We start from the raw sequence: 25,768 nt of genomic DNA, 5'->3' as shown, positions 1-25,768 counted from the left end.
AGAACGCCGGGCTCACTCCCACTCGATCGTCCCCGGCGGCTTCGACGTCACGTCATAGACCACGCGGTTCACCCCCCTCACCTCGTTCACGATGCGCGAGGCGACGCGGCCGAGGAAGGCGGGGTCGAAGGGATAGATGTCGGCCGTCATGCCGTCGGTGGAGGTCACCGCGCGCAGCGCCAGCACGCGCTCATAGGTGCGCGCGTCGCCCATCACGCCGACCGTCTGCACCGGCAGGAGCACGGCGAAGGCCTGCCAGATCACGTCGTAGAGCCCGGCCGCGCGGATCTCCTCGATATAGATCGCGTCGGCGCGGCGCAGCACCGCGAGCCCCTCGCGCGTCACCGGCCCCGGATGGCGGATCGCAAGGCCCGGCCCCGGGAAGGGATGGCGGCCGACGAAGGTCTCGGAGAGGCCGAGCTCGCGGCCGAGCGCGCGCACCTCGTCCTTGAAGAGGAGGCGCAGCGGCTCGACGAGCTTCAGCCCCATGCGCTCCGGCAGCCCGCCCACATTGTGGTGCGACTTGATCGTGACGGACGGCCCGCCGGTCGCCGACACGCTCTCGATCACGTCCGGATAGAGGGTGCCCTGGGCGAGGAAGTCGCCGCCGATGGACTTCGCCTCCTTCTCGAACACCTCGACGAAGAGGCGCCCGATCGTCTTGCGCTTCGCCTCGGGGTCGGTGACGCCCTCGAGCGCGTCGAGGAAGAGGCCGCTCGCGTCGACCTTGTTGAAGACGACGTCGTTGCGCCCGGCGAACATCGCCTCGACGTCGCGCGCCTCGTTCTCGCGCAGGAGGCCGTGGTCGACGAAGATGCAGGTGAGCCGGTCGCCGATCGCCTCGGCGAGGAGGACGGCGGTCACGGTGGAATCGACGCCGCCCGAGAGGCCGCAGATGACGCGTCCGTCGCCGACCTTGTCGCGGATCGACTGCACCGCCTCGGCGCGGAAGGCCGCCATCGACCAGTCGCCCTTCGCCCCGGCGATCCGGCGCACGAAGGCCTCGATGATGCGCGCCCCGTCCGGGGTGTGCACGACCTCGGGATGGAACATCAGCCCGTAGGCGCGGCGCTCCTCGTTGGCGATGATGGCGAAGGGGGCGCCGTGCGAGCGCGCGATGACGCGGAAGCCCGGCGGCGGCACCTCGACCCGGTCGCCATGGCTCATCCAGACGGTGTGCGTCTCGCCCTTCGACCAGATCCCGTCGAGGAGCGGGCTGTCGGAGACGACCTCCACCTCGGCCCGGCCGAACTCGCGGTGATCGGCCGGCTCGGCGCGGCCGCCGAGCTGGGTCGTCATCACCATCTGGCCGTAGCAGATGCCGAGGATCGGGATTGCGGCATCGAAGATGGCCTGCGGCGCGCGGGGCGAGCCGGCGGCGTGGGTGGAATCGGGCCCGCCGGAGAAGATGACGCCCTTCGGCTTCACCTCCTGGAAGGCGCGCTCGGCTTCGGTGAACGGCACCACGACGCTGAAGACGCCCGCCTCGCGGACACGCCGCGCGATGAGCTGCGTCACCTGGCTGCCGAAATCGACGATGAGGATGGTGTCGTGCTTCATCGCGAACTGATGCCACAGGGTCTCGCATCTCGCGAGCAAGAATTGACGCCCCACCCCCTCATCCACTGCATTGCTGCCGCCCGCGCCCCGACACGCCGGCCAGCGGAACGAGGCATCCCCCCCCCCCCCCCATCATTCCTTTGGAGAGTCAGGCCCTGTCATTCCTCCGGAGCCGTCATGCCACGGGCATGGCGTGGCGATGGGGCGGGGGTCACCCGGAGGGCCGGAACGCAGTGGAGGACGGCGCAACCGTTGACGCCCGCCCCATCGCCGCGCCACGCTTGCCGAGACCGACGGCGGCCCCGCGCGGCACGGCACCCCCAACAGCGGCACCACGATCCACGCCGCCGCGACGTCACAAGGCATCCCCACCCGCCCCCCCATCATTCCTCTGGAGAGTCGGGCCCTGTCATTCCTCCGGAGCCGTCATGCCACGGGCATGGCGTGGCGATGGGGCGGGGGTCACCCGGAGGGCCGGAACGCAGTGGAGGACGGCGCAGCCGTTGACGCCCGCCCCATCGCCGCGCCACGCTTGCCGAGGCCGACGGCGGCCCCGCGGCACGGCCCGAGGGCGACGCCGCCGGCATGACCCGAGCCTCAGGACGAGACGCGTTCCATCACCGCGAGGAAGAAGCCGTCCGTCCCCGTCGCCGCCGGCGTCATGGTGAGGCTCATCCCGTTGGCGCTCCAGGGTTTCGGGCCGCCGACGCCGAAGAGTTCCTCCCACGCCTCGCCCGCCGAGACCTCCTCGAAGTCGGGGGAGCGGGAGAGGAAGGCGTCGACCTGGGCCTCGTTCTCCTGCGGGAGCATCGAGCAGGTGACGTAGACGAGATAGCCGCCCGGCCGCACATAGTCGCGCGCCTTGTCGAGGACGCCTTCCTGCTCGTCGAGGCGGCGCTCGAGCGCCTCGGGGCTGAGGCGCCACTTCGTCTCCGGCCGCCGCCGCCAGGTGCCGCTGCCCGAGCACGGGGCGTCGACGAGGACGCGGTCCATCCGCCGCTCCAGCGCCGAGAGGTCGCTGCCGGCGGCGTGGACCTGGACATTGCGCGCGCCCGCCCGCTTCAGCCGCTCATAGATCGGGGCGAGCTGGTTGGGGTCGGCGTCGGTCGCGTGGATCTGGCCGCGATTGTCCATGTGCGCCGAGAGGGCGAGCGTCTTGCCGCCCGCGCCGGCGCACAGGTCGAGAACCTGCTCGCCCGGCCGCGCGAAGACGAGGAGCGCGGCAGCCTGGCTCGCCTCGTCCTGCACCTCGACATGGCCGCGCTGGTAGATCTCCTCGCGCACGATGTTAGGCGAGCGCTCCCACCCGGCGCGCGGCGGCAGGCGCACGCCGACCGGGCTGATCGGCGTCGCCTTCGCGCCGTGGCGCGACAGCGCGGAGAGGATCTTCCCCCGTTCCGCCTTCAGCGTGTTGACGCGCAGGTCGAGCGGAGCGCGCGCGGCGAGCGCCGTCGCCTCCTCCAGCCAGTCCTCGGCGAAATTCTCCTCGAAGGCCGGGACGAGCCATTCGGGAATGTCGGCCTGGATGTCGAGGGGGGCGACCGAGAGGCGGTCGGTCTCGAAGGCGGCGCGCTCGGCCTCGGTGAGCGTGCCCGGACCGAACTGCTCCTCGGCGAGCGTTCCGAGGTCGGCAAGGCCGACGCCCCAGCGGAAGCGCAGCGTCGCCAGCACGATCGCGCGCGGCGTCTCCTCCCCGGCGCGGAAGGCCGAGGAGCGGCGCCAGCGCAGCGCGTCGTAGACGAGATTGCCGATGGCGGCCCGGTCACCGGAGCCCGCGAAGCGGTGCGACAGGCCCCAATCCTTCAGCGCGTCGGCGACCGGCCGATGACGGGCATCGATTTCGGCGAGAACCTCGATGGCGCCCGCGATGCGCCCGGCCGGGCGCATCTAGCGCCCCTCCGGGCAGCGACGGCCGGCCCGAGCCGGCCGCATGCAGAGGATGGACGTCACGGCCATCCGGTCAGCGGCCGGCCGGATAGTTCGGGCTCTCACGCACGATCGCGACGTCGTGGACGTGGCTCTCGGCAAGGCCCGCGTTCGTGATGCGCACGAAGCGCGCCTTCTCGCGTAGCTCGGCGAGGTCGCGCGCGCCGACATAGCCCATCGCGGCGCGCAGGCCGCCGGTGAGCTGATGAAGGACATTCGCGACCGGCCCGCGGAACGGCACCTGCCCCTCGATGCCTTCCGGCACGAGCTTCATGGTGTCGCGCACCTCGGACTGGAAGTAGCGGTCGGCGGAGCCGCGCGCCATCGCACCGATCGAGCCCATGCCGCGATAGGCTTTGTAGGACCGGCCCTGGTGGAGATAGACCTCGCCCGGCGCCTCGGTGGTGCCGGCCAGCAGCGAGCCGACCATCGCGCAGGACGCGCCGGCGGCGAGCGCCTTCGCGAGATCGCCGGAGAACTTGATGCCGCCATCGGCGACGACCGGCGTGTCGCTGCCGGAGGCGGCGGCGGCCGCTTCCATGACGGCGGTGAGCTGGGGCATGCCGACGCCCGCGACGACGCGCGTCGTGCAGATCGAGCCCGGCCCGATGCCGATCTTCACGGCGTCCGCGCCGGCATCGATGAGGGCCTTGGTCCCGTCGGCGGTCGCGACATTGCCGGCGAGGACCTGGACGTGGTTGGAGATCGCCTTCACGCGCGTGACGGTGGAGAGAACGCGCGAGGAGTGGCCGTGCGCGGTGTCGACGACGACGAGGTCGACGCCCGCATCGATGAGCCGTTCCACCCGGTCGAAGCCGGCATCGTCGACGGTGGTCGCCGCGCCGACGCGAAGGCGGCCCTGCGGGTCCTTCACCGCGTTCGGATAGGCCCGCGCCTTCTCCATGTCCTTGACGGTGATGAGGCCGGTGCAGTTGCCGGCATCGTCGATGACGAGGAGCTTCTCGATGCGGTTCTGGTGGAGGAGGCGCTTCGCCTCGTCCTGGTCCACCCCGTCCTGCACGGTGACGAGGCCCTTCGCGGTCATCAGCTCGCGCACCGGCGTCGTCGGGTCGGAGGCGAAGCGGACATCGCGGTTGGTGAGGATGCCGACGAGGCGGCCCTTGGTGTGCCCGCCGGTGCCGCCATTCTCGACCACCGGAATACCGGATATGCCGTTCCGCTCCATCAGCGACAGCGCGTCGAACAGCGTCGCGTCGGGTCCGATCACGAGCGGATCGACGATCATGCCGCTCTCGAACTTCTTGACCTTGCGGACCGCGGCGGCCTGCTCGTCGGGCGTCATGTTGCGGTGGATGATGCCGATGCCGCCGGCCTGGGCCATCGCGATCGCGAGGTTGGCGTCGGTCACGGTGTCCATCGCGGCCGACAAAATCGGAATGTTCAGCGGCAGTTCGCGCGTGACGAACGAGGCGAGCGACGTCTGCGCGGGCAGTACTTCCGAGTGGCCGGGCGTCAACAGGACGTCGTCGAAAGTGAGAGCTTCTCCGGTCGCGAGGCTCACGAACTCAGCCATTCTTCCCCCTTACCCGCCCCCATGGCGGGGCCGGCGGGTCGGTCCGCCGTTGCGCCTCATATCTCAGGCAGACCCGAAACTTCAACGGTCCGCGGCAGGGATGCACGGGTTCCGTCAGTGCATGGCTGCCGCGCGAGCGTTGCGCCAGTGGGTATACAGTCCGGCGGCGGTTGCTCTATGTAATGGTCAGCCGGACGACTGAATGGATATTTCCCCTTCCCTCTCCGCGCCCCTTCTGTCGGAACGGACGACGGATTCACGCCGCCCTTTTCCCCTGTCATTACCGCCCAGCGGTGCCCGATTCCGCCGAGAGGCGGCCACAAATACTGCCAGTGAGGCGTCGTGACTCGTCCGCAAACGACCGCCCTGATCATCGCTTCGGCGCTGTTCATGGAAAACCTCGATTCGACCATCATCGCGACCGCCCTGCCGACGATCGCCGCCGACATCGGGACCGACCCGATCCGGCTGAAGCTCGCGCTGACCTCCTATCTCCTCAGCCTCGCGACCTTCATCCCGATCTCCGGCTGGGCCGCCGACCGATTCGGTGCCCGCGTGGTCTTCCGCGCCGCGATCGGCGTCTTCATCCTCGGCTCCATCCTGTGCTCGATGGCCGATTCGCTGCCCCAGTTCGTGCTCGCGCGGATCGTGCAGGGCGCGGGCGGGGCGATGATGACCCCGGTCGGTCGCCTCGTCCTCCTGCGCTCGACGCCGAAGAACGAGCTTTTGAGCGCGATGGCTTGGCTCACCGTCCCGGCGCTGATCGGCCCGATCCTCGGCCCGCCCGTCGGCGGCTTCATCTCCACCTATTTCGACTGGCGCTGGATCTTCTGGATCAACGTGCCGGTGGGGCTCGTCGGCATCCTCCTCGTCAGCCTCTTCATCGACGGGGTGAAGAGCGAGGTACGGCGCCCGCTCGACGCGGTCGGCTTCATCCTCTCCGGCGTCGGCCTGTCAGGCCTCGTCTTCGGCCTCTCCGTCCTCGGCCAGAACATGCTGCCGCTGCCGGTCGCGATCGCGATGGTGGTGACGGGGGCGCTCTCGCTCCTCCTCTATCTGCGTCACGCGGCGAAGACGCCGACGCCCCTCCTCGACCTCTCCCTCTTCCGCCTGCCGACCTTCTTCACGAGCACGGTCGGCGGCTTCTTCTTCCGCATCGGGATCGGCTCGATCCCCTTCCTCCTGCCGCTGACGCTCCAGCTCGGGCTCGGCATGAACGCGTTCGAGGCGGGGACCTACGTCTTCTTCTCCTCGATCGGCGCCCTCCTCATGAAGATGACGGCGCTGCCGATCGTCCACCGCTTCGGCTTCCGCACGACGCTCCTGTGGAACGGGGTGATCTCGTCGGCGGCGATCCTCGGCATGGCGCTCTTCACCTTCAACCCGCCGGCGATCCTGATCGTGTCGGTGCTCCTCGCGGGCGGCTTCTTCCGCTCGCTCCAGTTCACCTGCCTCAACTCGCTCGCCTATGCCGAGGTGGAGCCGGCGCGCATGAGCCTTGCGACGAGCCTCTACAGCGTCGGCCAGCAGATCTCGCTCGCGACAGGCGTCGCGGTGGCGGCGGGCGTCGTTGAGATGCAGCGCGCCTTCCGCGCCGACCATGTGCTGCTCCTCAGCGACTTCATGGCCGCCTTCCTCACGGTGACGGCCTTCTCGCTGGTCGCGATCGTCTTCTATCTCCGCCTCCCGCCCGATGCGGGCGAGGAGATGGCGAACCGCTCTCAGCCGCCGCTGGCGCCGCGGAAGCCGGTCGCGAGCACGTAGGTCTCGGGCGACTGGGAGCGGGAGGCCGGCGGCTTCACGTGCCGCACGGTGGTGAAGTCCTTGCGCAGCGCCGCGAGGATCGAGCCCTCCGTCCCGCCCTGGAACACCTTGGCGAGGAAGGTGCCGCCGGGCGCCAGCGTCTCGCGCGCGAACTCGTGGGCGAGTTCCACAAGGTGGACGATCCGCAGATGGTCGGTCGCGCGGTGGCCGGTCGTGCCGGGCGCAAGGTCGCTCAGCACCACGTTGGGCCGCCGTCCGCCGAGCGCTTCAAGCAGCGCCGCCGGCGCGTCGTCCGCGGCGAAATCCTGGGTGAGGATCGTGACCCCGTCGAGCGGGTCCATCGGCAGGATGTCGATCGCGACGACGGGCGCGGCCTCCGTCGCACCGATCCGCTGCGCCGCGACCTGGCTCCACCCGCCCGGCGCCGCGCCGAGATCGACGACGGTCTGGCCTCGCTTCAGGAAGGGATAGCGCTCATCGATCTCGATCAGCTTGTAGGCCGCGCGGGAGCGGTAGCCCTCGGCTCTGGCCTTTCGCACATAGGGATCGTTGAGCTGGCGCTCGATCCAGAGCGTGGAGGAGAGCTTGCGGCCCTTCGCGGTCTTCACGCGCTTCGTCAGGCCGCGATCACCGCCGCCGAGCGCAGACTTCTTGGAACCACCCGACCCGCCGCCGGAGCTGCCGGCGCGGCCACCACCCTGCTTGCCTTTGGGCATGGGTCAGACGAGCGACGGCGCGGGGGCGGCACTCGCCTCGGCAAAGCGCATGCGACGGCTGCGCTGAATCGCGAGCCGGTCGTCTTCGATGAGCTCCATCAACATTCCTTCGCGCAGGCCACGGTCGGCGACGCGCAGGCGCTGGCAGGGCCAGCGGCGGCGGATCGCTTCCAATATGGCGCATCCGGCGAGCACCAGATCCGCGCGGTCGGCGCCGATGCAAGGGTTCGCAACGCGCTCTTCAAAGCCCATTCCGAGGAGTTGCGCAATCAGCGTGTCGACCTCGCGCTGTTCGAGCCAGGTGCCGTCCACCTGACGCCGGTCATAGCGCTTGAGGCCGAGGAAGACTCCCGCGAGCGTCGTCACCGTGCCGGAGGTGCCCAGAAGATGGACCTTGCCGCGGGCGACGGCCTCGGAGAGGACGCCGCGCTGGTCGATCTTGGCGAGCATCGCCGACACGTCGTCCACCATCGCGGCGAAGACGCCGGCATCGACCTCCGTCCCGCCATGCCGCTCGGCGAGCGTCACGACGCCGACGGGGAGCGAGGTCCACGCCCGGATGCAGCGCACGAGGGCCGTGCCCTCCAGGTGGTAGCGGCTCGTGAGGTCGAGCCAGACGATCTCCGACGAGCCGCCGCCGATATCGAAGAGAAGCACGCCCTCCGCCCCGTCATCGACGAGGGGGGAGCAGCCGGCGACGGCGAGGCGCGCCTCGGTCTCACGGTCGACGATCTCGAGGTCGAGCCCGGTCTCGGTTGCAACGCGGCCGGTGAAGTCGCCGCAGTTGGTGGCGGCACGACATGCCTCCGTCGCGATCAGTCGCGAGCGGGAGACACCGGCGGCGGAGAGCTTCGTTGCACAAATTTTAAGCGCATCGATGGCCCGCCCCATCGCCTCGTCCGACAGGACCCCGTCGCGCGAGAGGCGCTCGCCGAGGCGGACGATGCGCGAGAAGCCGTCGACCACGCGGAATCCCGATCCGCGTGATTCGGCGATCAACAGGCGGCAATTGTTGGTGCCGAGGTCGAGCGCGGCGTAGCGGCGGGTGGCGAAGGCGGTACGCGGGCGCGAATAGGTCCGGCTGTGGGTGCGGTGCGAGCACTTTGGCGAGGCCTCGCGCTTGAACGGCTGCGCGCCGGTCTCACACTCCTTCCCATCGCCGCGGACACTCATTTCCCTGCACCTCTCGGAACCAAAATAGTGCTGGTCGCGCCGCCGGTTATCGGCCCTTACCTCCCAAGACCATCAACCGGTTAGCCACGACGAACTTGTTCGCCGCCTTCGTTCCGAAAGACTAACAAGATCTACGCCAATTACAAATGGACAACGTTAGGTCCCGGTTGAGGACCCTCGCTGCGGTCAGCTCATACGCACGATCGAGAGGTTCTCCCCGAGCGCCGCCCTGGCGACGTCGGCGACGTGCGAATGGTGGGTGAAATAGATGACCTGCCGCCCCTCAGCGAGCCCGGCGAGAAGGCGGAAACCAGCCGCGGTGCGGGTCTCGTCGGCGTTCACGAACAGGTCGTCGGCGAGGAAAGGCAGCGCACAATCCACAGCCGCCGCGAGGCGCACGGCGACGACGAGCTGGTCGCGCGTTCCGGCCGACATCTGCGTCACGTCCACAAGTTGATCATCGGCCGGGCGATGGGCGCGCAGGAAGCCGCCGTCCGGCCCGTCATCGATCACGAGCCTGTCGTAGGCGCCGCCGGTGAAAAGGGTGAAATTCTCGGCGGCGCGCTCCAGGACCGGTGATTGATTCTCGGCGGCGAAGGCGTCGCGCGCGGCGCGCAGCACCGCGACCTCCAGGCGGCGGGCGATCGCCTCGGCGGCGACATCGGCCATCGCGATCGCGATCGTGTTGCGCTCGAAGGCGGCCTCGGCGGCGGTGCCGCTCGCGCTGTCGGCCTCGGCGCGGTGGAGGCGCTCGCGCGCGGAGCCGACCGCGACCCCCGCCTCCGCAATGTCCGCCTTCAGCGCGGCGAGGCGGTCGGCGAGCGCAGCGCGTGAGGCGCTGCGGTCGGCCTCGCTCTCATCGGCGAGCGCGGCGACGATCTCGTCCCACGCGAATCCCTTCGCCGCGATCTCCGCGAGGATCTCGGCGAGGCTCGTCTCCATCTGGTGGCGCTCGTCCGAGGCGCGGGCGGCCTGCTGGAGGGCAGCAAGCGGGGCGTCCGCCGGGAGGCCCGCGGCGTCGAGATCGGCGAGGATCGCGGCCCGCACGCTCTCGTGCGCTTCGGCGGCGGCGCGGACCGCCCTCTCTGCCGTCTCACGCTCGCGATGCCGCTCGGCCCGGCGCGCGGCGTCCTGCTCGGCCCGGCGCAGGCGCTCCACAAGGCGGCGGGCCAGGATCCGCGGTCCCCCGACCTCCGCCTCGCCGAGGAGCCCGGCGAGGCGCTGCGTCTCGGCGCCGAAGGCCGCGAGATCGCGGTCCGTGTCCCTGACGCGGGCGGCGGCGCGGCCGGCCTCGTCAAGCGCGTCCTCGATCGCCTCCATCCCCTCGAAGAGGGCGTCGAGCCGTTCGGCGTCGATGTCGGCGTCGATCCCCGCGGCGGCGAGATCGCGCCGCCACAGGGCCGTCCACGCGGCAAGATCGGATTCCGCCTTGGCGAGCGCCTTCTCGCGCGCGGGCCGGTCGCGCTCGGCCTTCTCGTAGGCGTCGCGCGCGGCCTTCGCCTCGGCATTCGCGGAACGGAGGGCGTCCTGCCGCGCCTCCAGGAGGGTGATCGCGTCCTCGATGGCGGGCACGAGGTCGGCCCCGTCCGACGCACCGGAGGGCGGCCGCCCGAGCGCCGCCTCGGCGGCCTCCAGCACCTGCACGAACCGGGCGCGGAGGCGCTGGAGCCGCCCCTGCGCCTCATCGAGCGCCGCCGCCGCGTCCCGCTGCGCCTTGCGCCGCGCGAACCACGCGGCGTAGTCCGCCGGCACCCGCGCGAGCCCCGCCTCCTCGAGCCGCGCCTGCCAGACGCGCCGCGCCTCGTCACGCGCGGCCCGCAACTGGTCCCGCCGCTCGACGCGCGACGCGTGCAGCGCCTCCGCCTCGGCGAGCGCGGTCGCGGCGCGCTTTTCGTCGGTCAGCGCCTCGGCGTGGGCGAAGCGGTCGTCGGACGCGCGATCGGCCGCCCCGACGCGCGCCTCATACTCGTCGCCCGCCGTCTCGGCCGGACGACCCGCGCGAATCTCGCCCCACAGCGCATCGCGGGCCGCGCGGAGCGCGGCGAGGCGCTCTTCGGTCGGCAGGTCCGCCTGGCGTTTGGCGGTCAGGATCTCGCGGGCGCGCGCCACATCCTCCGCGCTCACGGCAACGCGCTCCTCCTGCCGCTCCAGCCCGTTCTCGGCGTCTACGATGCGCTTCTCGGCGGCGCGCCCGTCCTCGACCGGAGGCGGGGCCGCGTCGGTCGCGGGATCGCCGGCCGCCGCCTCGTCCGCTGCGGCCGAAGCGGTGCGCGCGTCGCGGCACGCGCTGACCTCGTTCGCCCAGCGCGTGCGGATCTCGCCGAGCGCGCGCGCCTGGGCAAGCGCCGCCTCGACCGCCTCGTCGGGCTGCCCCTGCTCCTCGGGCAGTTCGACCACGCCGGACTCCAGCAACTCGCGTGCATGGACGACGGCGCGTTCGAGCCCGTCGCGCGAGGCGAGGTGGCGGCGCAGCGCCGCGCGCGCAATCGACGGGACGAGCGCGGCCGTCAGCGCCGCCGCATCCCCCGTGCCAACCGCGAGGCCGAGCCCGCGCGCCGTCCGCGCGGCGGCGGCGAGCGCCCCCTCCTCCGCGCTCACCATGCGGCCCCGCTCCTCCTCGGCTGCGGAAAGGCGGATCGACCGCGCCTCGACCGCCTCGATCTCCGGGGCGAGCGTCAGCACCGCCTCGTCCGGCACGAGCGCCGCCAGCGCCTCGTCGATCGCCCCGCGCCGCGCCTCGGCCTGGCGCAGCTGTTCGCGCAGCGTCGGCTCGTCCTCTGCCGCGCGCAGCCGCTCCACAGCGTTCGGCGCGAGACGCGGGACGCCGTCGTCGGCGAGCGCGTCCTTCAGCGCCTCGGCACGGGCGACGCGCGGCGATAGCTCGATCAGCCGCGCGAGCCGGTCGAGGGCGATCTCCGCCTCCTTCTCATCGCGTCTGAGGGTGTGGAGGCGCGTCTCGGCGTCGCTCAGATTGCGGCGCAGATCCGCGTGTTTCACGGCCGACAATTCGTGCGCGTCGTAGCGCGCCTGCGCCTCCTGCCAGGCCTTCTCGAGCTTCATATATTCGCTCGACCGGTTCTTGCGCCGGTCGAAGAGATTGCCCGCTTCCTTCTCCAGCGCGTCGAGGGCGGAGACGGCGTGGGCGAGGCCGCCCGCATCGCGCATCAGGAGGTCGCGCAGGTCGCCCTTCGAAGTGTGGAGCGCATCGGAATCGACGCGCATCTCGTGATGGGAGAAGGCCTGCGTCCTCAGATAAATGTCCCGGTCCATGTCGCCGAGCGCCTCGGCGAGGACTGCCCCCTCCTCCACCGGCGAGAGGCTCGCCCGCCCGGTCGTGCGCTGGAGCGAGAAGGCGCGGCCCGCGCGCTCCAGCCCCGCCTCCAGCAGGATCTGCCGGCGGTCGTAGCGGAAGGCGTAGGGCGGGCTCCGCGATGGCACGCCGAAGAGGAAATCCACGAGGGCGTGCTTCAGCGTCGTCTTGCCGGCCTCGTTCGGGCCGACGACGAGGTGGAGATCGGCCGGGCCGGTCTTCGCGAAGGCGAAGTCCGCCTCCTCGAACTGGCCGTAGCGGCTGAGGCGGATCGAGGCGATGCGCATCAGGAGCCCGCGATCCGCGCGGCCGTGCGGCGCGCCGCCTCCGCGAGAAGGCCGGAGAGGTCGCCCGTCGCGTCAAAGGGAAGAAGGTCGGGATTGCGCTCCAGGAGCTGGCGCCGCACCGGGCCGGGCAGAAGCGAGAGAACCTCCGTCACCGCCTCCGCCGCCGCCGCCGCGACCGCGGGATCGGCCGCCGCCCGCGCGAGCATCGCCTCGAAATGCTGCGGCAGCCGCGCCATCCCCCCATCCTCGGGCGGGGTCGTCGCGAGCACGACCTCCTCGATCATGACGCGCCGCGCATCGACGGCGCTCGCGATGAAGCGCGCATCCCCATCGAGGCTGCGCAGGCTGTTCGCGAGGCGGAAATGCTGCGCCGTGCGGCCGGTGACGCGCACGCGCAGGACGACGACATCGCAGGCCGCCGGCGCGCCCGCGACCGCCGCCTCGATCGCCGCGCGCATCGCCTCCTCGGCGTCGGCCTCGGTGACATCGGCCTCGGCGAGGAACCAGCCGACATGGTGAAGGTCGACCGCCTCTAGGCGCACCCCGTCGGCATCGATCACCCCGTACCAGGCGCCCTTCTGCCCCGTCTCGCGCGCGTGCCGCCCCTGGAGGACGCCGCAGAAGGCCGCCCAACCCCCGTCCGCCCGCCCATTGCGCTGGAGGATCTGGCGCGTGTGGACGTGTCCGAGCGCCCAATAATCATATTGGCGGGCGGAGAGGTCGGCGAGCGTGCACGGGGCGTAGTTGCCGTGGCCGAGCGAGCCGTCGAGCGCGGTGTGGAGGAGGCCGATATTGATCCGCCCCGGCACCGCCTCCGGATAGCGCGCGGCGAGGTTGTCGTGGACGGCGGGCGTCGCGAAGCTCTGGCCGTGGATCACCGCCTCGCCGCATTCGACGGAGGTCGCCCGGTCGCTCGCAAAAATGTGAAGCCCGTCGAGATTGCGGATCCGGTCCGTCACCTGGCTCTGCGCGTCGTGGTTGCCGAGGATCGCGAAGCTCATGATCCCCGCGCGGCCGAGCCGGGCGATCTCGCCCTGCACGAAGAGGCCGGCGGAGAGGTCGCGCCAGTCCCCGTCCCACAGATCGCCGGCGATGAGGAAGGCGTCGACTTCGCGCCGGATCGCCTCGTCCACGAGGTCGACGAAGGCGGCGCGGGCGGCGCCGGCGACGCGCTTCGCCTTCTGCGCGTCGGCGCCTTCGTGGGCGCCGAGCCCGGTCAGCGGGCTGTCGAGGTGCAGGTCGCCAGTATGAATGAATCGAAAGGGCATCGCAGTTCGCACGAATGGAAGCGCGACACCTTCCATTATTCGGTCGCGTCCGGAAACCCTTGATTTTTATGCAAAAGATCCACGCAAGAAACCGATTGTTTCAAACGTGGATTTGTCGCCGACGTGTCTCAAACTTGACAACTTTGAGGCGGGCATGACCGCAACTTGGCAATCGAATTGCATGGCCTCCCCCGAGTTGCTCGGCGTCACGACGCACTCTGTAGAGGAGAGGACAATGCATCAAAAGAAAACCCTCGGCGCCCTTATGATCACGGCCGGCGCTGCCGCGATCGGCTTCGCGAGCCCGGCCGCCGCCCAACAGGCATGCCCCATCAAGGTCGGCATCCTGCACTCCCTTTCCGGCACCATGGCGATCTCGGAGACCACTCTGAAGGACACCATGCTGATGCTCATCGATCAGCAGAACGAGAAGGGCGGTCTCCTCGGCTGCCAGCTCGAGGCGGTCGTCGTCGACCCCGCGTCCGACTGGCCGCTCTTCGCCGAAAAGGCGCGCGAGCTCCTCACCGTGCACGACGTGGACGTGATCTTCGGCAACTGGACGTCGGTGAGCCGCAAGTCGGTGCTCCCGGTGATCGAGGAGCTGAACGGCCTCCTCTTCTACCCGGTGCAGTATGAGGGCGAGGAAAGCTCCAAGAACGTCTTCTACACCGGCGCCGCGCCGAACCAGCAGGCGATCCCGGCGGTCGACTATTTCCTCGACGAGCTCGGCGTTGAGAAGTTCGCCCTCCTCGGCACGGACTATGTCTACCCGCGCACGACGAACAAGATCCTCGAGCAGTACCTGAAGGACAAGGGCATCGCCGCCGAGGACATCTTCGTCAACTACACCCCGTTCGGTCACTCCGACTGGTCGAAGATCGTCTCCGACGTCGTCGCGCTCGGCGCCGACGGCAAGAAGGTCGGCGTGATCTCCACCATCAACGGCGACGCGAATGTCGGCTTCTACAAGGAGCTCGCGGCCTCGGGCGTCTCCGCCGACGACATCCCCGTCGTCGCCTTCTCGGTGGGTGAGGAAGAGCTCTCCGGCCTCGACACCTCCAACCTCGTCGGCCACCTCGCCGCGTGGAACTACTTCCAGTCCGCCGACACCCCGGCGAACGAGGAGTTCGTCGCCGCGTGGAAGGCGCGCATGGGCGAGAACCGCGTGACCAACGACCCGATGGAAGCCCACTATATCGGCTTCAACATGTGGGTCCAGGCCGTCGAGCAGGCCGGCACGACCGACGTCGACGCCGTCTCCGACGCGATGATCGGCCAGGAGTTCCCGAACCTCACGGGCGGCACCGCCAAGATGCTCCCGAACCATCACCTGTCGAAGCCGGTCCTCATCGGCGAGATCCAGGCCGACGGTCAGTTCGACATCATCAGCGAGACCGAAGAGGTCGATGGCGATGCCTGGACGGACTTCCTGCCGGAATCCGCTGTCCTCACTTCGGACTGGAAGGACCTGAAGTGCGGCATGTACAACACCGAAACCAAGACCTGCGTTCAGATCAAGTCGAACTACTAATCCCCGCCCACTAACGCAGGGAACGGAGGGGCCTCAAAACCCCTCCGTTATCATCGAATGCTTCGCCCGTTTCGACTGCTCCTCGCCGGACTTCTCGTCTGCCTCGCCACGGCCAGCGCCATCGCTCAGCCCGCCCCGACGCCGATCGAGGAGCTCCTTCTCCAGAATTCCGAGCTCATCGACAAAAGCTCCCGCCGCACGATCGAGCCGGCGATCGAGGCCCTGCGCGACAGCGACCTGCCAGGGGCCGAGACCGTCCTCACGCGCTGGCGCGACCGCGAGCTCTGGCGCAGGAAATCGGACGGGCGCTTCTTCCTCGTTGCCCCCGGCGCGGACCGTGACACCTACGTCCTGCGCCATGTGGTGACGGACGAGGAGCTCGGCACCGCAGGCCGCCGCGACGTCGACCAGATCAAGCCGAACAGCGGCATCCAGGGCCTCATCAACAGCGCCCTCGTCCAGTTCCAGCTCACCAACCCGGACCCGGCGGCCCGCCGCGCGAGCCTCGACGCGATCTCGCGCAATCCCTCTGCCGACCAGCTCCCCATCCTGCGCGAAGCGCTTCAGGAGGAGGCCGAGCCCGGCATCAAGGCGACGATGACGCGCCTCGAACGCCTCCTCACCATCCGCTTCGACGAGGACATCGCGACGCGCGTCAGCGCCATCGAGAGCCTCGCCGGCGATCTCAGCGTCGAGGCGCGCGCCACGCTGAACCCGCTCCTGTCGACGACCCGCAAAGCCTCGCGCGAAGAGCTCGAGGACGCGAACGTCGCGCGCGAGCTCAGCCCCGGCAGCGACGAATTCAGCTACGACGCGGCCTACGATTTCCTCGTCGGCGAGAACCTCGCCCCGAAGACGATCAACGCGGCGGCGAAGGATGCCGCCCTGACCGCCAACATCGCGGACGGTTCGGTCGCGGGCATCCCGATCACGACCCTCAACACGCGCGAGGCGCGCGACGCGGCCTACGTCAAGCTCGCCGCCGACGGCGCCGTCTCCCCCGCCCTCACCGAGGCGGAGCGGACCGCCCTCGTCGACGAGTTCAATTTCTACGACGTCTATGCCGAGAACCCGGCCGTCACCGAGGCCGTCCTCGGGACGATCGGCGCGATCAATTTCCGCGTCCACCTCAACGAGTTCGCCGACCTCGCGCTCGACGCGCTGAGCCTCGCCTCGATCTACTTCCTCGCCGCGATCGGCCTCGCCATCACCTTCGGCGTGATGGGCGTCATCAACATGGCGCACGGCGAGTTCATCATGATGGGCGCCTATACGGGCTACGTCGTCCAGCAATTCGTGCCGGACCGTACGCTCTCGATCGTCGTCGCCCTGCCGCTCGCCTTCATCATCACCTTCGCGGCCGGCGTCCTCCTGGAGCGCCTCGTCATCCGCTGGCTCTATCATCGGCCGCTCGAGACGCTGCTCGCCACCTTCGGCGTGTCGATCGCCCTCCAGCAGCTCGCCAAGAACATCTTCGGCACCCAGGCCCGCCCGCTGACCGCCCCCGGCTGGCTCGACGGCGCCCTCGTCTTCAACGACGTCGTCGCGATCTCCTATATCCGCATCGCGATCTTCGTCCTCGCGGTCGTCTTCTTCCTGCTCCTGCTCTTCGTCCTCAACCGGACGCGGCTCGGGCTCGAAGTGCGCGCGGTGCGGCAGAACCCGCGCATGGCCTCCTCGATGGGCATCGACCGCGAGCGCGTGAACATGCTCACCTTCGGCCTCGGCTCCGGCATCGCCGGGATCGCGGGCGTCGCCATCGGCCTCTTCGCGCAGGTCACCTCCGAGATCGGCCAGGCCTACATCGTCCAGAGCTTCATGACGGTCGTCGTCGGCGGCGTCGGCAATGTGTGGGGCACGCTCGCGGGCGCCACGCTGATCGGCTTCCTCCAGAAGGGGATCGAGTGGTTCAACCCGTCCAACACGCTGGCGGCGCAGACCTACATGATCGTCTTCATCATCATCTTCATCCAGTTCCGGCCCCGAGGGATCGTCGCCCTCAAAGGCCGCGCCGCGGAGGCATGATGCGCACGCGTTCCGTCATCTATCAGCCGCACGTCATCGTGGTCCTGAGCCTCCTCGCGATCTTCACGGTGACGGTCGTCTCCTTCTCCGAGGTGAGCGGCGGCTTCCTGTCGACGAGCCTCGTGAAGACGCTCGGCATGACGCTGTGCCTGTGCCTCGTCGCCATCGCGATGGACCTCATCTGGGGCTACACGGGCATCCTCTCGCTCGGCCATTTCGCCTTCTTCGGGCTCGGCGGCTACATGATCGGCATGTGGCTGATGTACGCCCGCACCGAGGCGATCGTGGTGGAGGCCGCGGCCGGCGCCGCCCTCCCCCCGACCCCGCAGGAGATCCAGGACGCCATCGGCACGCAGATCTTCGGCGTCGTCGGCGGCAGCGACATCCCGGCCATCTGGATGTTCGCCTGGAGCCTGCCGATCCAGCTCCTCCTCGTGGTGCTGGTGCCGGGCGTCCTCGCGCTCGTCTTCGGCTGGCTCGCCTTCCGCAGCCGCGTCACGGGCGTCTATCTCTCGATCCTCACCCAGGCGCTCACCCTCGCCCTCTCGCTCTACCTCTTCCAGAACGAGAACGGCCTGCGCGGCAATAACGGCCTCTCCGGCCTGCAGATCATTCCGGGCGCGGAGAACGTGCCGCAGGCGGAGATCTCGATCTATTTCTTCGTCGCCTCGGCGGTGGCGCTCGGCCTCGGCTACGTGCTCGCGGCCTGGCTCGTGTCGGGCAAATTCGGCTCCATCATCCGCGGCATCCGGGACGACGAGGCGCGCGTGCGCTTCCTCGGCTACTCGGTCGAGCACTACAAGCTCTTCGTCTTCACCCTGACGGCGGTGATCGCGGGCGTCGCGGGCGCCCTCTATTATCCGCAGGCCGGCATCATCAACCCGGCCGAAATGGCCCCGATCGCCTCGATCTATCTCGCGGTCTGGGTCGCGATCGGCGGGCGTGGGCGGCTCTACGGGGCGGTGATCGGCGCGGCCTTCGTCTCGCTCCTGTCCACCTGGTTCACCGGCGGACGCGCGCCCGACATCAATCTCGGCTTCTACACGATCCAGTGGGTCGACTGGTGGCAGGTCCTCCTCGGCCTCTCCTTCGTCATCGTCACCGTCTACGCCCCGCGCGGCATCGCCGGGATCTTCGACGTGTTCAAGCGGCGCCCCGCCAAGGCGAAGGCCAAGCCCAAACCGGTCGTCGCGGCCGAGGCCAGCACAGGAAGTGTCGATTGATGAGCGCGCTCCTCGAAGTCTCCGCCGTCTCGGTCTCCTTCGACGGCTTCAAGGCGATCAACAATCTCTCCTTCGAGATCGAGGAGGGGGAGCTGCGCGCCATCATCGGCCCGAACGGCGCCGGCAAGACGACCTTCATGGACATCGTCACCGGCAAGACGCGGCCAAATTCGGGCAAGGTCACCTGGGGCGAGAACAACATCTCGCTCCTGCGAAAATCCGAGGCGCAGATCGCCCGGCTCGGGATCGGCCGCAAGTTCCAGCGCCCGACCGTGTTCGAGGACCAGAGCGTCTTCGACAACCTCATCATGGCGCTGAAGAAGGATCGCGACCCGATCACGACCCTCCTCTATCGCCGCAGCGAGGATGACGTCGACCGCGTCCATGCCCTTGCCAAGGAGATCAACCTGTCCGACCAGCTCGCCCGCAAGTCCGGCGAGCTCTCGCACGGCCAGAAGCAATGGCTCGAGATCGGGATGCTGCTCGCCCAGGACCCCCGCCTCCTCCTCGTCGACGAGCCGGCGGCGGGCATGACGGTCGCCGAGCGGCGCCACACGACCGAGATCCTGCGCGAGGCGGCGACCACGCGCGCCGTCATCGTCGTCGAGCACGACATGGATTTCGTGCGCCAGCTCGACTGCCGCGTCACCGTGCTCCACGAGGGGTCGGTGCTCGCCGAAGGCTCGCTCGACCACGTCACCAACGATCCGCGCGTGATCGAAGTCTATCTGGGACGCTGACCATGCCGATGCTCTCGATGCACGATGTCTGCCTGCATTATGGGCAGTCGCAAATCCTCTACGACGTCGCGATCAACGCGGAGGTCGGCAAGGTCACCTGCGTGATGGGCACCAACGGGGTCGGCAAGACGAGCCTCCTCAAGACCATCGCCGGGACGCATCACCGCTCCTCCGGCACCTATATGCTGGACGGCGAGGAGATCGGCACGCCGCCGCCCCACATCCTCGCCCACAAGGGCGTCGCGGTGGTGCCGCAGGGGCGCGACGTCTTCCCCCTCCTCACGGTCAAGGAGAACATGGAGACCGCCTATGCCTGCCTTCCGGGCAGGGAGCACAGGATCCCGGACGAGATCTACGAACTCTTCCCGGTCCTGAAGCAGATGCTGCAGCGGCGCGGCGGCGACCTCTCGGGCGGCCAGCAGCAGCAGCTCGCGATCGCCCGCGCCCTCATCACCAAGCCGAAGCTCCTCCTGATGGACGAGCCGACCGAGGGCATCCAGCCGAACATCATCAAGCAGATCGGCGAGGTCATCAAATATCTGCGCGACCAGGGGACGATGGCGATCATCCTCGTCGAGCAATATTTCAGCTTCGCCTACGACCTCGCCGACGAGTTCGTGGTTCTGGAGCGCGGCGCGGTGACGCTGACCGGCGACAAGTCGACGATCAGCGAGGAGACTCTCCTCGAATCGGTCTCGGTCTAACCCGCCCCGCCCTCACCCCACCAGGCCGCCCGCAAGGCGGCCCGGCAAAAGCACGCCCGCCCCACGGCCGCCCTTCACCCTTCCCTTGGAGAGACGAAGCCCGACCTTCCCCCGGAGCCGACTGGCACCGCGCTCGCCCGGCGAGGGTCGAGGGTCAACCCCGAAGAGCGCCAGCGGGGGTTGAGGCTCGACCCTCGCCGGGCGACACTCGCGCCTCGGCGGGAGCGGCAAGGCATGGCCCCCCGCGGCCGCGCCGCCGCCGAGACTTTCCCGCCGGCCCCCTCCCTGCTACCCCACGCCCGGACCAGGTGAAGGAGCGGGGACATGGCCGAGACCAAGGTGGCGCTGGTGAGCGCGGGCGGCAGCGGGATGGGCGCGGGCGCGGCGCGGCGGCTCGCGGCGGACGGGTTCGGGGTCGCGATACTCTCCTCCTCCGGCAAGGGCGAGGCGCTCGCGGGCGAGCTCGGGGGGGTCGGCATCACCGGCTCCAACCTCGAGACGGCCGACCTGCAGCGCCTCGTGGACGCGGCGATGGACCGGTGGGGACGGATCGACGTCCTCGTCAACTCGGCCGGGCACGGGCCGAAGGGCGACCTCCTCGCGATCCCCGACGAGGACTGGCACAAGGGGCTCGACTATTATCTCCTCAACGTCGTGCGGGCGACGCGGCTCGTCGCGCCCCTGATGGCGGCGCAGCGCGCGGGCGCGATCATCAACATCTCGACCTTCGCCGTCTTCGAGCCGGACCCGCTCTTTCCGACCTCGGGCGTCTTCCGGGCCGGGCTCGCCGCCTTCACCAAGCTCTTCGCCGACAAATATGCGGCCGAGAATGTGCGCATGAACAACATCCTCCCCGGCTTCATCGACAGCCTGCCGGAGAAGGAGGACCGCCGCGCCCGCATCCCGATGGGCCGGTATGGCACGACCGACGAGGTGAGCGCGCTCGTCTCGTATCTCGCCTCGGACGCGGCCGCCTACATGACGGGGCAGAATCTGCGCATCGACGGCGGCCTCACGCGCTCGGTCTGAACCTATCCCTGGGGCGGGCGGGGGTTCAGCCCCGCGTCCACCCGATGTACACCTTTTGGTCCGACGGTGGACGCCCCGCCGCCGCCCGTCATCGCCGAGGAAGCACGACAGAATGGCCCGTCCCGAACTCTCCGCCGAGCAGGACGCCGCCCTCAAGGCGGTGGACCGCTGGCTGAAGGATCCGGACGCGCGCCAGTGGTTCTACCTCGCGGGCTATGCCGGCGTCGGCAAGACCTTCCTCGCCCGCCGCTTCGCCGAGAGCGTCTCCGGCCGCGTCCTCTACGGCGCCTTCACCGGCAAGGCGGCGCAGGTCATGCGCGCGATGGGCTGCGTCGGGGCGACGACGCTCCACGCCCTCATCTACAGCGCGCGCGACGAGGACGGGATCACGAGCTTCGTCCTCAACAATGAGAGCCCGGTGCGCGGGGCCGCGCTCGTCATCATCGACGAGGTGTCGATGGTGGGCGAGGAGCTCGCGCGCGACCTCCTCTCCTTCGGCGCGCGCATCCTGGTGCTCGGCGATCCGGCCCAGCTCCCGCCGGTCCAGGGCACGGCCTATTTCACCTCCGGCGAGCCGGACGTGATGCTGACCGAGATCCACCGTCAGGCCGCCGAGAACCCGATCATCCGCCTCTCGATGGACGTCAGGGAGGGGCGCGGCCTCACCCACGGCACCTATGGGGAGAGCAAGGTCGTCCCGCGCCGCGATTTCGACGGCGAGGAGGCGCGCACGGCCGACCAGATCCTCGTCGGCCTCAACCGCACGCGCACCCGCTTCAACGCCCGCATGCGCGAGATCCTCGGCTTCACCAACCCAATGCCGGAGGTCGGGGACCGGCTCGTGTGCCTGCGCAACCGGCACGCGAAGGGGCTCTATAATGGGAGCCTCTGGTCGGTCCACGCGGTGAAGCGGGAGCTGCGCTCCGGCATCAAGCTCCACGTGCGCTCGGCCGACACCGATGCGAAGGACGTGCGCATCGCCGTCAACGCCCACCGCCTCCCCTTCGAGGGCCGGGCGAACGAGATCCCCGTCTTCGAGCGCAGCGACTACGACCAGTTCGATTACGGTTATGCGCTTACCGTGCATAAGGCGCAGGGCTCGCAGTGGGACAATGTGTGCCTCTTCGACGAGTCGTTCGCCTTTCGCGACGATCGCGCCCGCCACCTCTACACCGCGATCACGCGGGCGGCCGAGCGGATCACGGTCGTCGCGGGCTAGAGCACGGGGTGCGACGCGGTCGCACAAAAATCGCGCGACACGCTAAACGAGATTGTTTCGGAGGGGCCTCCCCTCTTGCTAAGAATGGTGTGGACGCTTGCCGAAGGGGCGGCCCGCCTTAGCTACGTGCGAAGCCGTGGGAGAAGCCCCGTCGCGAGTGGCGATGCTCGCAAACCCTGTTTGAGGCGGACCGAACCGATTTGAGACCCGAACCGACCTCATCACCAGTCGAGGCGCCGCATTGTCCGCCTCCCGGGCCGCGCCGCCCGCCGACCACGCCGCAGAATTGACCAGGGCCGCTCCGTTGCACCACTCCGATCTCGTCAAGACCCCGCTCCAGCCCGCCGACCTCAGGGGCCTTCTGCGCGAGGCGACGACCGCCGCGCACGACGCGCTCGACCGCCATTTCGAGACCATGATCGACGAGCCGGCGCTCGCCACCTATCGCGCCTTCCTGCGCATGAACCACGCCTGCCACGCGGCGCTGGAGGCCTGGATCGTGCCCGCGATCCCGGCCGACATCGCTGCTGACAGGCCCGTCTTCACCGACGCGCTCGCGGCCGACCTCGCGGCGATGGAGATCCCCGCCCTTCCCGCGCCGCACCCGTTCGAGGGCGAGACCGCGGACCTCGCGGCCGCCGCCGGCATCCTCTACGTGCTCGACGGGTCTCGCCTCGGGGCGCGGGTGCTCGTGCGCCCGCTCGCGGCAAGACGCGCCGCGCGCGAGGAGGCGATCGCCCTCACCTATCTGACGGCCGCCGCCGCGCCCGGCCCGGTCTTCGCCGCCTTCAACGCGGTCTCGGCGAGGCTCGAGGACGACGATGTCGCCCGCGTCCTCGACACGGCCCGCAAAACCTTCGACTATTTCGGCTCGACCGCAGCGCGGGCGGCCACGGCAATCTGATGAACGACACGCCAGAGAATTTCCCCGTCGATCTGACGAACTGCGATCGTGAACCGATCCACCTCCTCGGCCGCATCCAGTCCTTCGGCTATCTCATCGCCGTCTCCATGGACTGGATGGTCCAGCACGTCTCGGCCAACATCGCCGACATCACCGGCATCGCACCCGAAGAGTGCCTCGGCCTGCCGATCTCGGAGGTGATCTCGACGGTCGCGATCCACGAGGTGCGCGACCGCCTGCAGGGCCTCGCCCCCGGCGACGGGTCGGAGCGGATCTTCGGCGTGGACCTTGCCGGCACCGGCGCCCGCTTCGACATCGCGGTCCACATCTCCAACCGCACGATCGTGATCGAGGCCGAGCCGGTCCACACCTCGGTCAACAATTCGGGCACCCTCATCAAGAGCATGATCCGCCGGATCGAGCGGTGCGCCGACCTTGCCTCGCTCTACAACGAGGCGGTCCGGCAGCTGCGCGCCGTCACCGGCTTCGACCGCGTGATGCTCTACCGCTTCGCCCCCGACGGATCCGGCGCGGTGCTCGCGGAGGCGGCGCGGCGGGACATCGAATCCTTCCTCGGCCTCAACTATCCGGCGACCGACATTCCGAGCCAGGCCCGCCGCCTCTACATCAAGAACCCGACCCGCATCATCGCCGATGTCGGCGACCCGACGGTGCCGATCATCCCCGGCGTCGATCCGGACGGGACGACGCTCGACCTCTCCCTCTCGGTCACGCGCGCCGTGTCGCCGATCCACATCGAATATCTGACCAACATGGGGGTCGGCGCCTCCTTCTCGATCTCCATCGTGATCGGCGGGCAGCTCTGGGGCCTCTTCGCGCTCCACCACTACGCCCCGCGCCGCACGTCGATGGAGCTGCGCTCGACGCTGGAGCTCTTCGGCCAGATCATCGCCCTCGTTATCGAGGGACGCCTCTCCAAGCAGATGCGCGAAAGCGAGGAGGCCGCCCGCAACATCCACGACAAGGTGCTCGGCCGCCTCGTCTCCTCCACGCCGAAGCTCGACGATCTCATCGAGTTCGCATCCGATTTCCGCGACATGATCCCGGCCGACGGCTTCGCCGTGTGGGCCGGCGGAAAGGCGCGCACGGTCGGGATCTGCCCTTTCCCGGACGACATTCCGGCCCTCGCGCGCTTCCTCAACCGGGCGACCGCGAGCCGCGTCTACGCGACGGAGGAGCTTGCGAGCGTCTATCCGAACGCCGCCGATTTCGCCGACCGCGTGACCGGCCTCCTCGCGATCCCGATCTCCCGCTCCCCGCGCGACTATCTGATGTTCTTCCGCCGCGAGATCGTCCAGACCGTGACCTGGGCGGGCGATCCGAAGCACAAGGAGGCGATCTACGGCCCGAACGGCCCCCGCCTCACCCCGCGCAAGAGCTTCGAGGCGTGGCAGGAGACGGTGCGTGGCAAGAGCGCGGCCTGGAGCACGCTCGAGAAGAAGTCCGCCGAGGCGCTGCGCGTCGCGATCCTCGAAGTGCTGCTGCGCTTCAAGGAGGAGAATGAACGCGTCCAGACCGAGGCCTCGCAGCGGCAGGAATTGCTGATCGCGGAGCTGAACCACCGCGTCCGGAACATCCTCGGCCTCGTGCGCGCGATCATGCTGCAGAGCCGCGGCAGCGCCACCTCGATCGACGATTTCGCCGGCATCATCGCCGGGCGCATCCAGGCGCTCGCCCGCGCCCACGACCAGATCACCGACCACAGCTACGCCGCGCAGGACCTCTCCCACCTCATCGAGACCGAGGCGGAGGCCTATGTCGGCGACAAGGCGACGCGCATCCATACCGAGGGCCCGCCGATCCTCGTCGACGCGCAGGCCTTCTCCACCCTCGCCCTCGTCTTCCACGAGATGGTGACGAACTCGGCCAAATACGGCGCGCTGTCCGATTCGCGCGGGTCGGTCAGCGTCAACTGGCGCATCGACGACAATGGCTGCTGCTCGATCGACTGGCGCGAGAGCGGCGGCCCGTCGGTGCAGCCGCCGCAGCGGCGCGGGTTCGGCTCCACGATCATCGAGCGCTCGATCCCGCACGAGCTCGGCGGAGAGGCGACGCTCAACTGGCGCCTCCAGGGGCTGGAGGCGAACTTCGTCCTTCCGCCGCGCATCTTCTCGCTGGAGAGCAAGAGCGAGCCGGTGGCGCAGGAGCGGCGTGTCGAACAGGTCGCGCCGCCGCACGCGCTCGTCGGCCTCACCGCCCTCCTCGTGGAGGACAACATGATCATGGCGCTCGACGCCGAGCAGCTTCTCCTCGAGAAGGGTCTCGCCGGCGTCTTCACCGCCATGAGCCTCACCGACGCGCACCGCATCGTCTCGAACGAGACGATCGATGTCGCGATGCTCGACGTCAATCTCGGCCGCGAGACGAGCTTCTCGCTCGTCGCCCCGCTGAACGCGAAGGGCATCCCCTACATCTTCGTGACGGGCTATGGCGAGACGATCGAGCTTCCGGCGAACGTCGCGCCGGGCACGCGGGCGATCAAGAAGCCCTATGTCGCCGAAGACGTCGTCGCCGCGCTCGCTGCTGCATTGCAGCGCAAACAGGCGGCCGACGGGGATTCATAAGCGTCCAACCGGCGGAGTCCAGTGTTCCCCAAGCAACCCGCCGCCTGCCTGAAGAACAGCCTGAAATTCGTTCAGCCTGAACAAATTTTGAGCTTTGATGCAGGCTGATTCACCGCTAATCATCTAGCGTCCGCAATGTAGCGGTCTCCCGACATTGCCCTTCGAGGGCATGCAGCAACGGCGCTGCTCACTCCGTTCTGGCTTCTCAGCCTTTCGGAGCGCGGTGCCGTATTCGCGCTCCGGTGTTTTCCAACAACCCCAGGAGCGCGT

The 25,768-nt window shown here is 69.4% G+C and carries 17 protein-coding genes; 10 read left to right on the top strand and 7 right to left on the bottom strand.

The window, feature by feature from the left end; genetic code table 11:
• Positions 1 to 12: 12 nt before the first annotated feature.
• From guaA to guaB, 3 genes are all read right to left on the bottom strand, one after another.
• Positions 13 to 1,560 carry a glutamine-hydrolyzing GMP synthase gene (guaA, locus tag DBV35_RS07510; RefSeq protein ID WP_108660609.1) on the bottom strand — a complete coding sequence of 516 codons (1,548 nt, stop codon included), beginning with the start codon at positions 1,558 to 1,560 and terminating at the stop codon, positions 13 to 15.
• Positions 1,561 to 2,157: 597 nt separating this feature from the next.
• On the bottom strand, positions 2,158 to 3,447 hold the full coding sequence (locus tag DBV35_RS07505; protein WP_108659553.1) for an RsmB/NOP family class I SAM-dependent RNA methyltransferase: 1,290 nt from the start codon (positions 3,445 to 3,447) through the stop codon (positions 2,158 to 2,160).
• Between the two features lie 73 nt (positions 3,448 to 3,520).
• A complete protein-coding gene (gene guaB, locus DBV35_RS07500; RefSeq protein WP_108659552.1) occupies positions 3,521 to 5,020 on the bottom strand; it encodes an IMP dehydrogenase in 1,500 nt (499 codons plus the stop codon).
• Positions 5,021 to 5,362: 342 nt separating this feature from the next.
• Here guaB and DBV35_RS07495 point away from each other — a divergent pair, with 342 nt between their 5' ends.
• Positions 5,363 to 6,784: an MFS transporter gene (locus DBV35_RS07495; protein ID WP_281262220.1), complete on the top strand. Its 1,422-nt coding sequence runs from the start codon at positions 5,363 to 5,365 to the stop codon at positions 6,782 to 6,784.
• On the opposite strand, the gene DBV35_RS07490 is transcribed toward DBV35_RS07495, so the two are convergent.
• From DBV35_RS07490 to DBV35_RS07475, 4 genes are all read right to left on the bottom strand, one after another.
• The gene (locus DBV35_RS07490) at positions 6,742 to 7,500 is read right to left on the bottom strand and encodes an RlmE family RNA methyltransferase (protein ID WP_108659550.1); all 759 of its coding nucleotides are present in this window, start codon (positions 7,498 to 7,500) and stop codon (positions 6,742 to 6,744) included. The two genes, DBV35_RS07495 and DBV35_RS07490, sit on opposite strands and share 43 nt — an antisense overlap.
• A 3-nt stretch (positions 7,501 to 7,503) precedes the next feature.
• On the bottom strand, positions 7,504 to 8,673 hold the full coding sequence (locus DBV35_RS07485; RefSeq protein ID WP_108659549.1) for a Ppx/GppA phosphatase family protein: 1,170 nt from the start codon (positions 8,671 to 8,673) through the stop codon (positions 7,504 to 7,506).
• Positions 8,674 to 8,859: 186 nt separating this feature from the next.
• The gene (locus tag DBV35_RS07480) at positions 8,860 to 12,270 is read right to left on the bottom strand and encodes an AAA family ATPase (protein ID WP_108659548.1); all 3,411 of its coding nucleotides are present in this window, start codon (positions 12,268 to 12,270) and stop codon (positions 8,860 to 8,862) included.
• Positions 12,270 to 13,538 carry a metallophosphoesterase family protein gene (locus tag DBV35_RS07475; protein WP_170134887.1) on the bottom strand — a complete coding sequence of 423 codons (1,269 nt, stop codon included), beginning with the start codon at positions 13,536 to 13,538 and terminating at the stop codon, positions 12,270 to 12,272. The genes DBV35_RS07480 and DBV35_RS07475 overlap by 1 nt, the downstream gene beginning before the upstream one ends.
• A 235-nt stretch (positions 13,539 to 13,773) precedes the next feature.
• Here DBV35_RS07475 and urtA point away from each other — a divergent pair, with 235 nt between their 5' ends.
• From urtA to DBV35_RS07430, 9 genes are all read left to right on the top strand, one after another.
• Positions 13,774 to 15,069, top strand: coding sequence for an urea ABC transporter substrate-binding protein (gene urtA / locus DBV35_RS07470; RefSeq protein WP_170134886.1), 1,296 nt, complete (start codon positions 13,774 to 13,776; stop codon positions 15,067 to 15,069).
• A 57-nt stretch (positions 15,070 to 15,126) separates the two neighbouring features.
• Positions 15,127 to 17,094, top strand: a complete 1,968-nt coding sequence (gene urtB / locus DBV35_RS07465) for an urea ABC transporter permease subunit UrtB (RefSeq protein ID WP_108659546.1) — start codon at positions 15,127 to 15,129, stop codon at positions 17,092 to 17,094.
• On the top strand, positions 17,094 to 18,317 hold the full coding sequence (gene urtC, locus DBV35_RS07460) for an urea ABC transporter permease subunit UrtC (RefSeq protein ID WP_211099938.1): 1,224 nt from the start codon (positions 17,094 to 17,096) through the stop codon (positions 18,315 to 18,317). Before urtB ends, urtC begins: the two co-directional genes overlap by 1 nt.
• Positions 18,317 to 19,057 (top strand): urea ABC transporter ATP-binding protein UrtD, encoded by a 741-nt coding sequence (gene urtD, locus DBV35_RS07455; RefSeq protein WP_108659544.1) that lies wholly within the window; start codon positions 18,317 to 18,319, stop codon positions 19,055 to 19,057. Before urtC ends, urtD begins: the two co-directional genes overlap by 1 nt.
• Positions 19,058 to 19,065: 8 nt before the next feature.
• Positions 19,066 to 19,761 (top strand): urea ABC transporter ATP-binding subunit UrtE, encoded by a 696-nt coding sequence (gene urtE, locus DBV35_RS07450; RefSeq protein ID WP_108660607.1) that lies wholly within the window; start codon positions 19,066 to 19,068, stop codon positions 19,759 to 19,761.
• 324 nt (positions 19,762 to 20,085) lie between these two features.
• Positions 20,086 to 20,790, top strand: coding sequence for an SDR family oxidoreductase (locus tag DBV35_RS07445; RefSeq protein WP_108659543.1), 705 nt, complete (start codon positions 20,086 to 20,088; stop codon positions 20,788 to 20,790).
• Between the two features lie 112 nt (positions 20,791 to 20,902).
• Complete coding sequence (locus DBV35_RS07440; RefSeq protein WP_108659542.1) at positions 20,903 to 22,009, top strand: ATP-dependent DNA helicase; 1,107 nt, start codon at positions 20,903 to 20,905, stop codon at positions 22,007 to 22,009.
• Between the two features lie 304 nt (positions 22,010 to 22,313).
• Positions 22,314 to 22,913 (top strand): biliverdin-producing heme oxygenase, encoded by a 600-nt coding sequence (locus tag DBV35_RS07435; protein WP_108659541.1) that lies wholly within the window; start codon positions 22,314 to 22,316, stop codon positions 22,911 to 22,913.
• Positions 22,913 to 25,498 carry an HWE histidine kinase domain-containing protein gene (locus DBV35_RS07430; RefSeq protein WP_108659540.1) on the top strand — a complete coding sequence of 862 codons (2,586 nt, stop codon included), beginning with the start codon at positions 22,913 to 22,915 and terminating at the stop codon, positions 25,496 to 25,498. Before DBV35_RS07435 ends, DBV35_RS07430 begins: the two co-directional genes overlap by 1 nt.
• Positions 25,499 to 25,768: the final 270 nt, after the last annotated feature.

It is taken from the genome of Acuticoccus kandeliae (assembly GCF_003073115.1).
This window is presented reverse-complemented; position numbering and strand designations above follow the sequence as displayed.

Coding starts and splice junctions, on each gene's coding strand:
- DBV35_RS07445 (WP_108659543.1), top strand. CDS start 20,086: ATGGCCGAGACCAAGGTGGCGCTGGTGAGCGCGGGCGGCAGCGGGATG.
- DBV35_RS07430 (WP_108659540.1), top strand. CDS start 22,913: ATGAACGACACGCCAGAGAATTTCCCCGTCGATCTGACGAACTGCGAT.
- DBV35_RS07505 (WP_108659553.1), bottom strand. CDS start 3,447: ATGCGCCCGGCCGGGCGCATCGCGGGCGCCATCGAGGTTCTCGCCGAA.
- urtB (WP_108659546.1), top strand. CDS start 15,127: ATGCTTCGCCCGTTTCGACTGCTCCTCGCCGGACTTCTCGTCTGCCTC.
- urtE (WP_108660607.1), top strand. CDS start 19,066: ATGCTCTCGATGCACGATGTCTGCCTGCATTATGGGCAGTCGCAAATC.
- urtD (WP_108659544.1), top strand. CDS start 18,317: ATGAGCGCGCTCCTCGAAGTCTCCGCCGTCTCGGTCTCCTTCGACGGC.
- guaB (WP_108659552.1), bottom strand. CDS start 5,020: ATGGCTGAGTTCGTGAGCCTCGCGACCGGAGAAGCTCTCACTTTCGAC.
- DBV35_RS07475 (WP_170134887.1), bottom strand. CDS start 13,538: ATGCCCTTTCGATTCATTCATACTGGCGACCTGCACCTCGACAGCCCG.
- DBV35_RS07480 (WP_108659548.1), bottom strand. CDS start 12,270: ATGCGCATCGCCTCGATCCGCCTCAGCCGCTACGGCCAGTTCGAGGAG.
- guaA (WP_108660609.1), bottom strand. CDS start 1,560: ATGAAGCACGACACCATCCTCATCGTCGATTTCGGCAGCCAGGTGACG.
- DBV35_RS07440 (WP_108659542.1), top strand. CDS start 20,903: ATGGCCCGTCCCGAACTCTCCGCCGAGCAGGACGCCGCCCTCAAGGCG.
- DBV35_RS07490 (WP_108659550.1), bottom strand. CDS start 7,500: ATGCCCAAAGGCAAGCAGGGTGGTGGCCGCGCCGGCAGCTCCGGCGGC.
- urtA (WP_170134886.1), top strand. CDS start 13,774: ATGCATCAAAAGAAAACCCTCGGCGCCCTTATGATCACGGCCGGCGCT.
- DBV35_RS07485 (WP_108659549.1), bottom strand. CDS start 8,673: ATGAGTGTCCGCGGCGATGGGAAGGAGTGTGAGACCGGCGCGCAGCCG.
- urtC (WP_211099938.1), top strand. CDS start 17,094: ATGCGCACGCGTTCCGTCATCTATCAGCCGCACGTCATCGTGGTCCTG.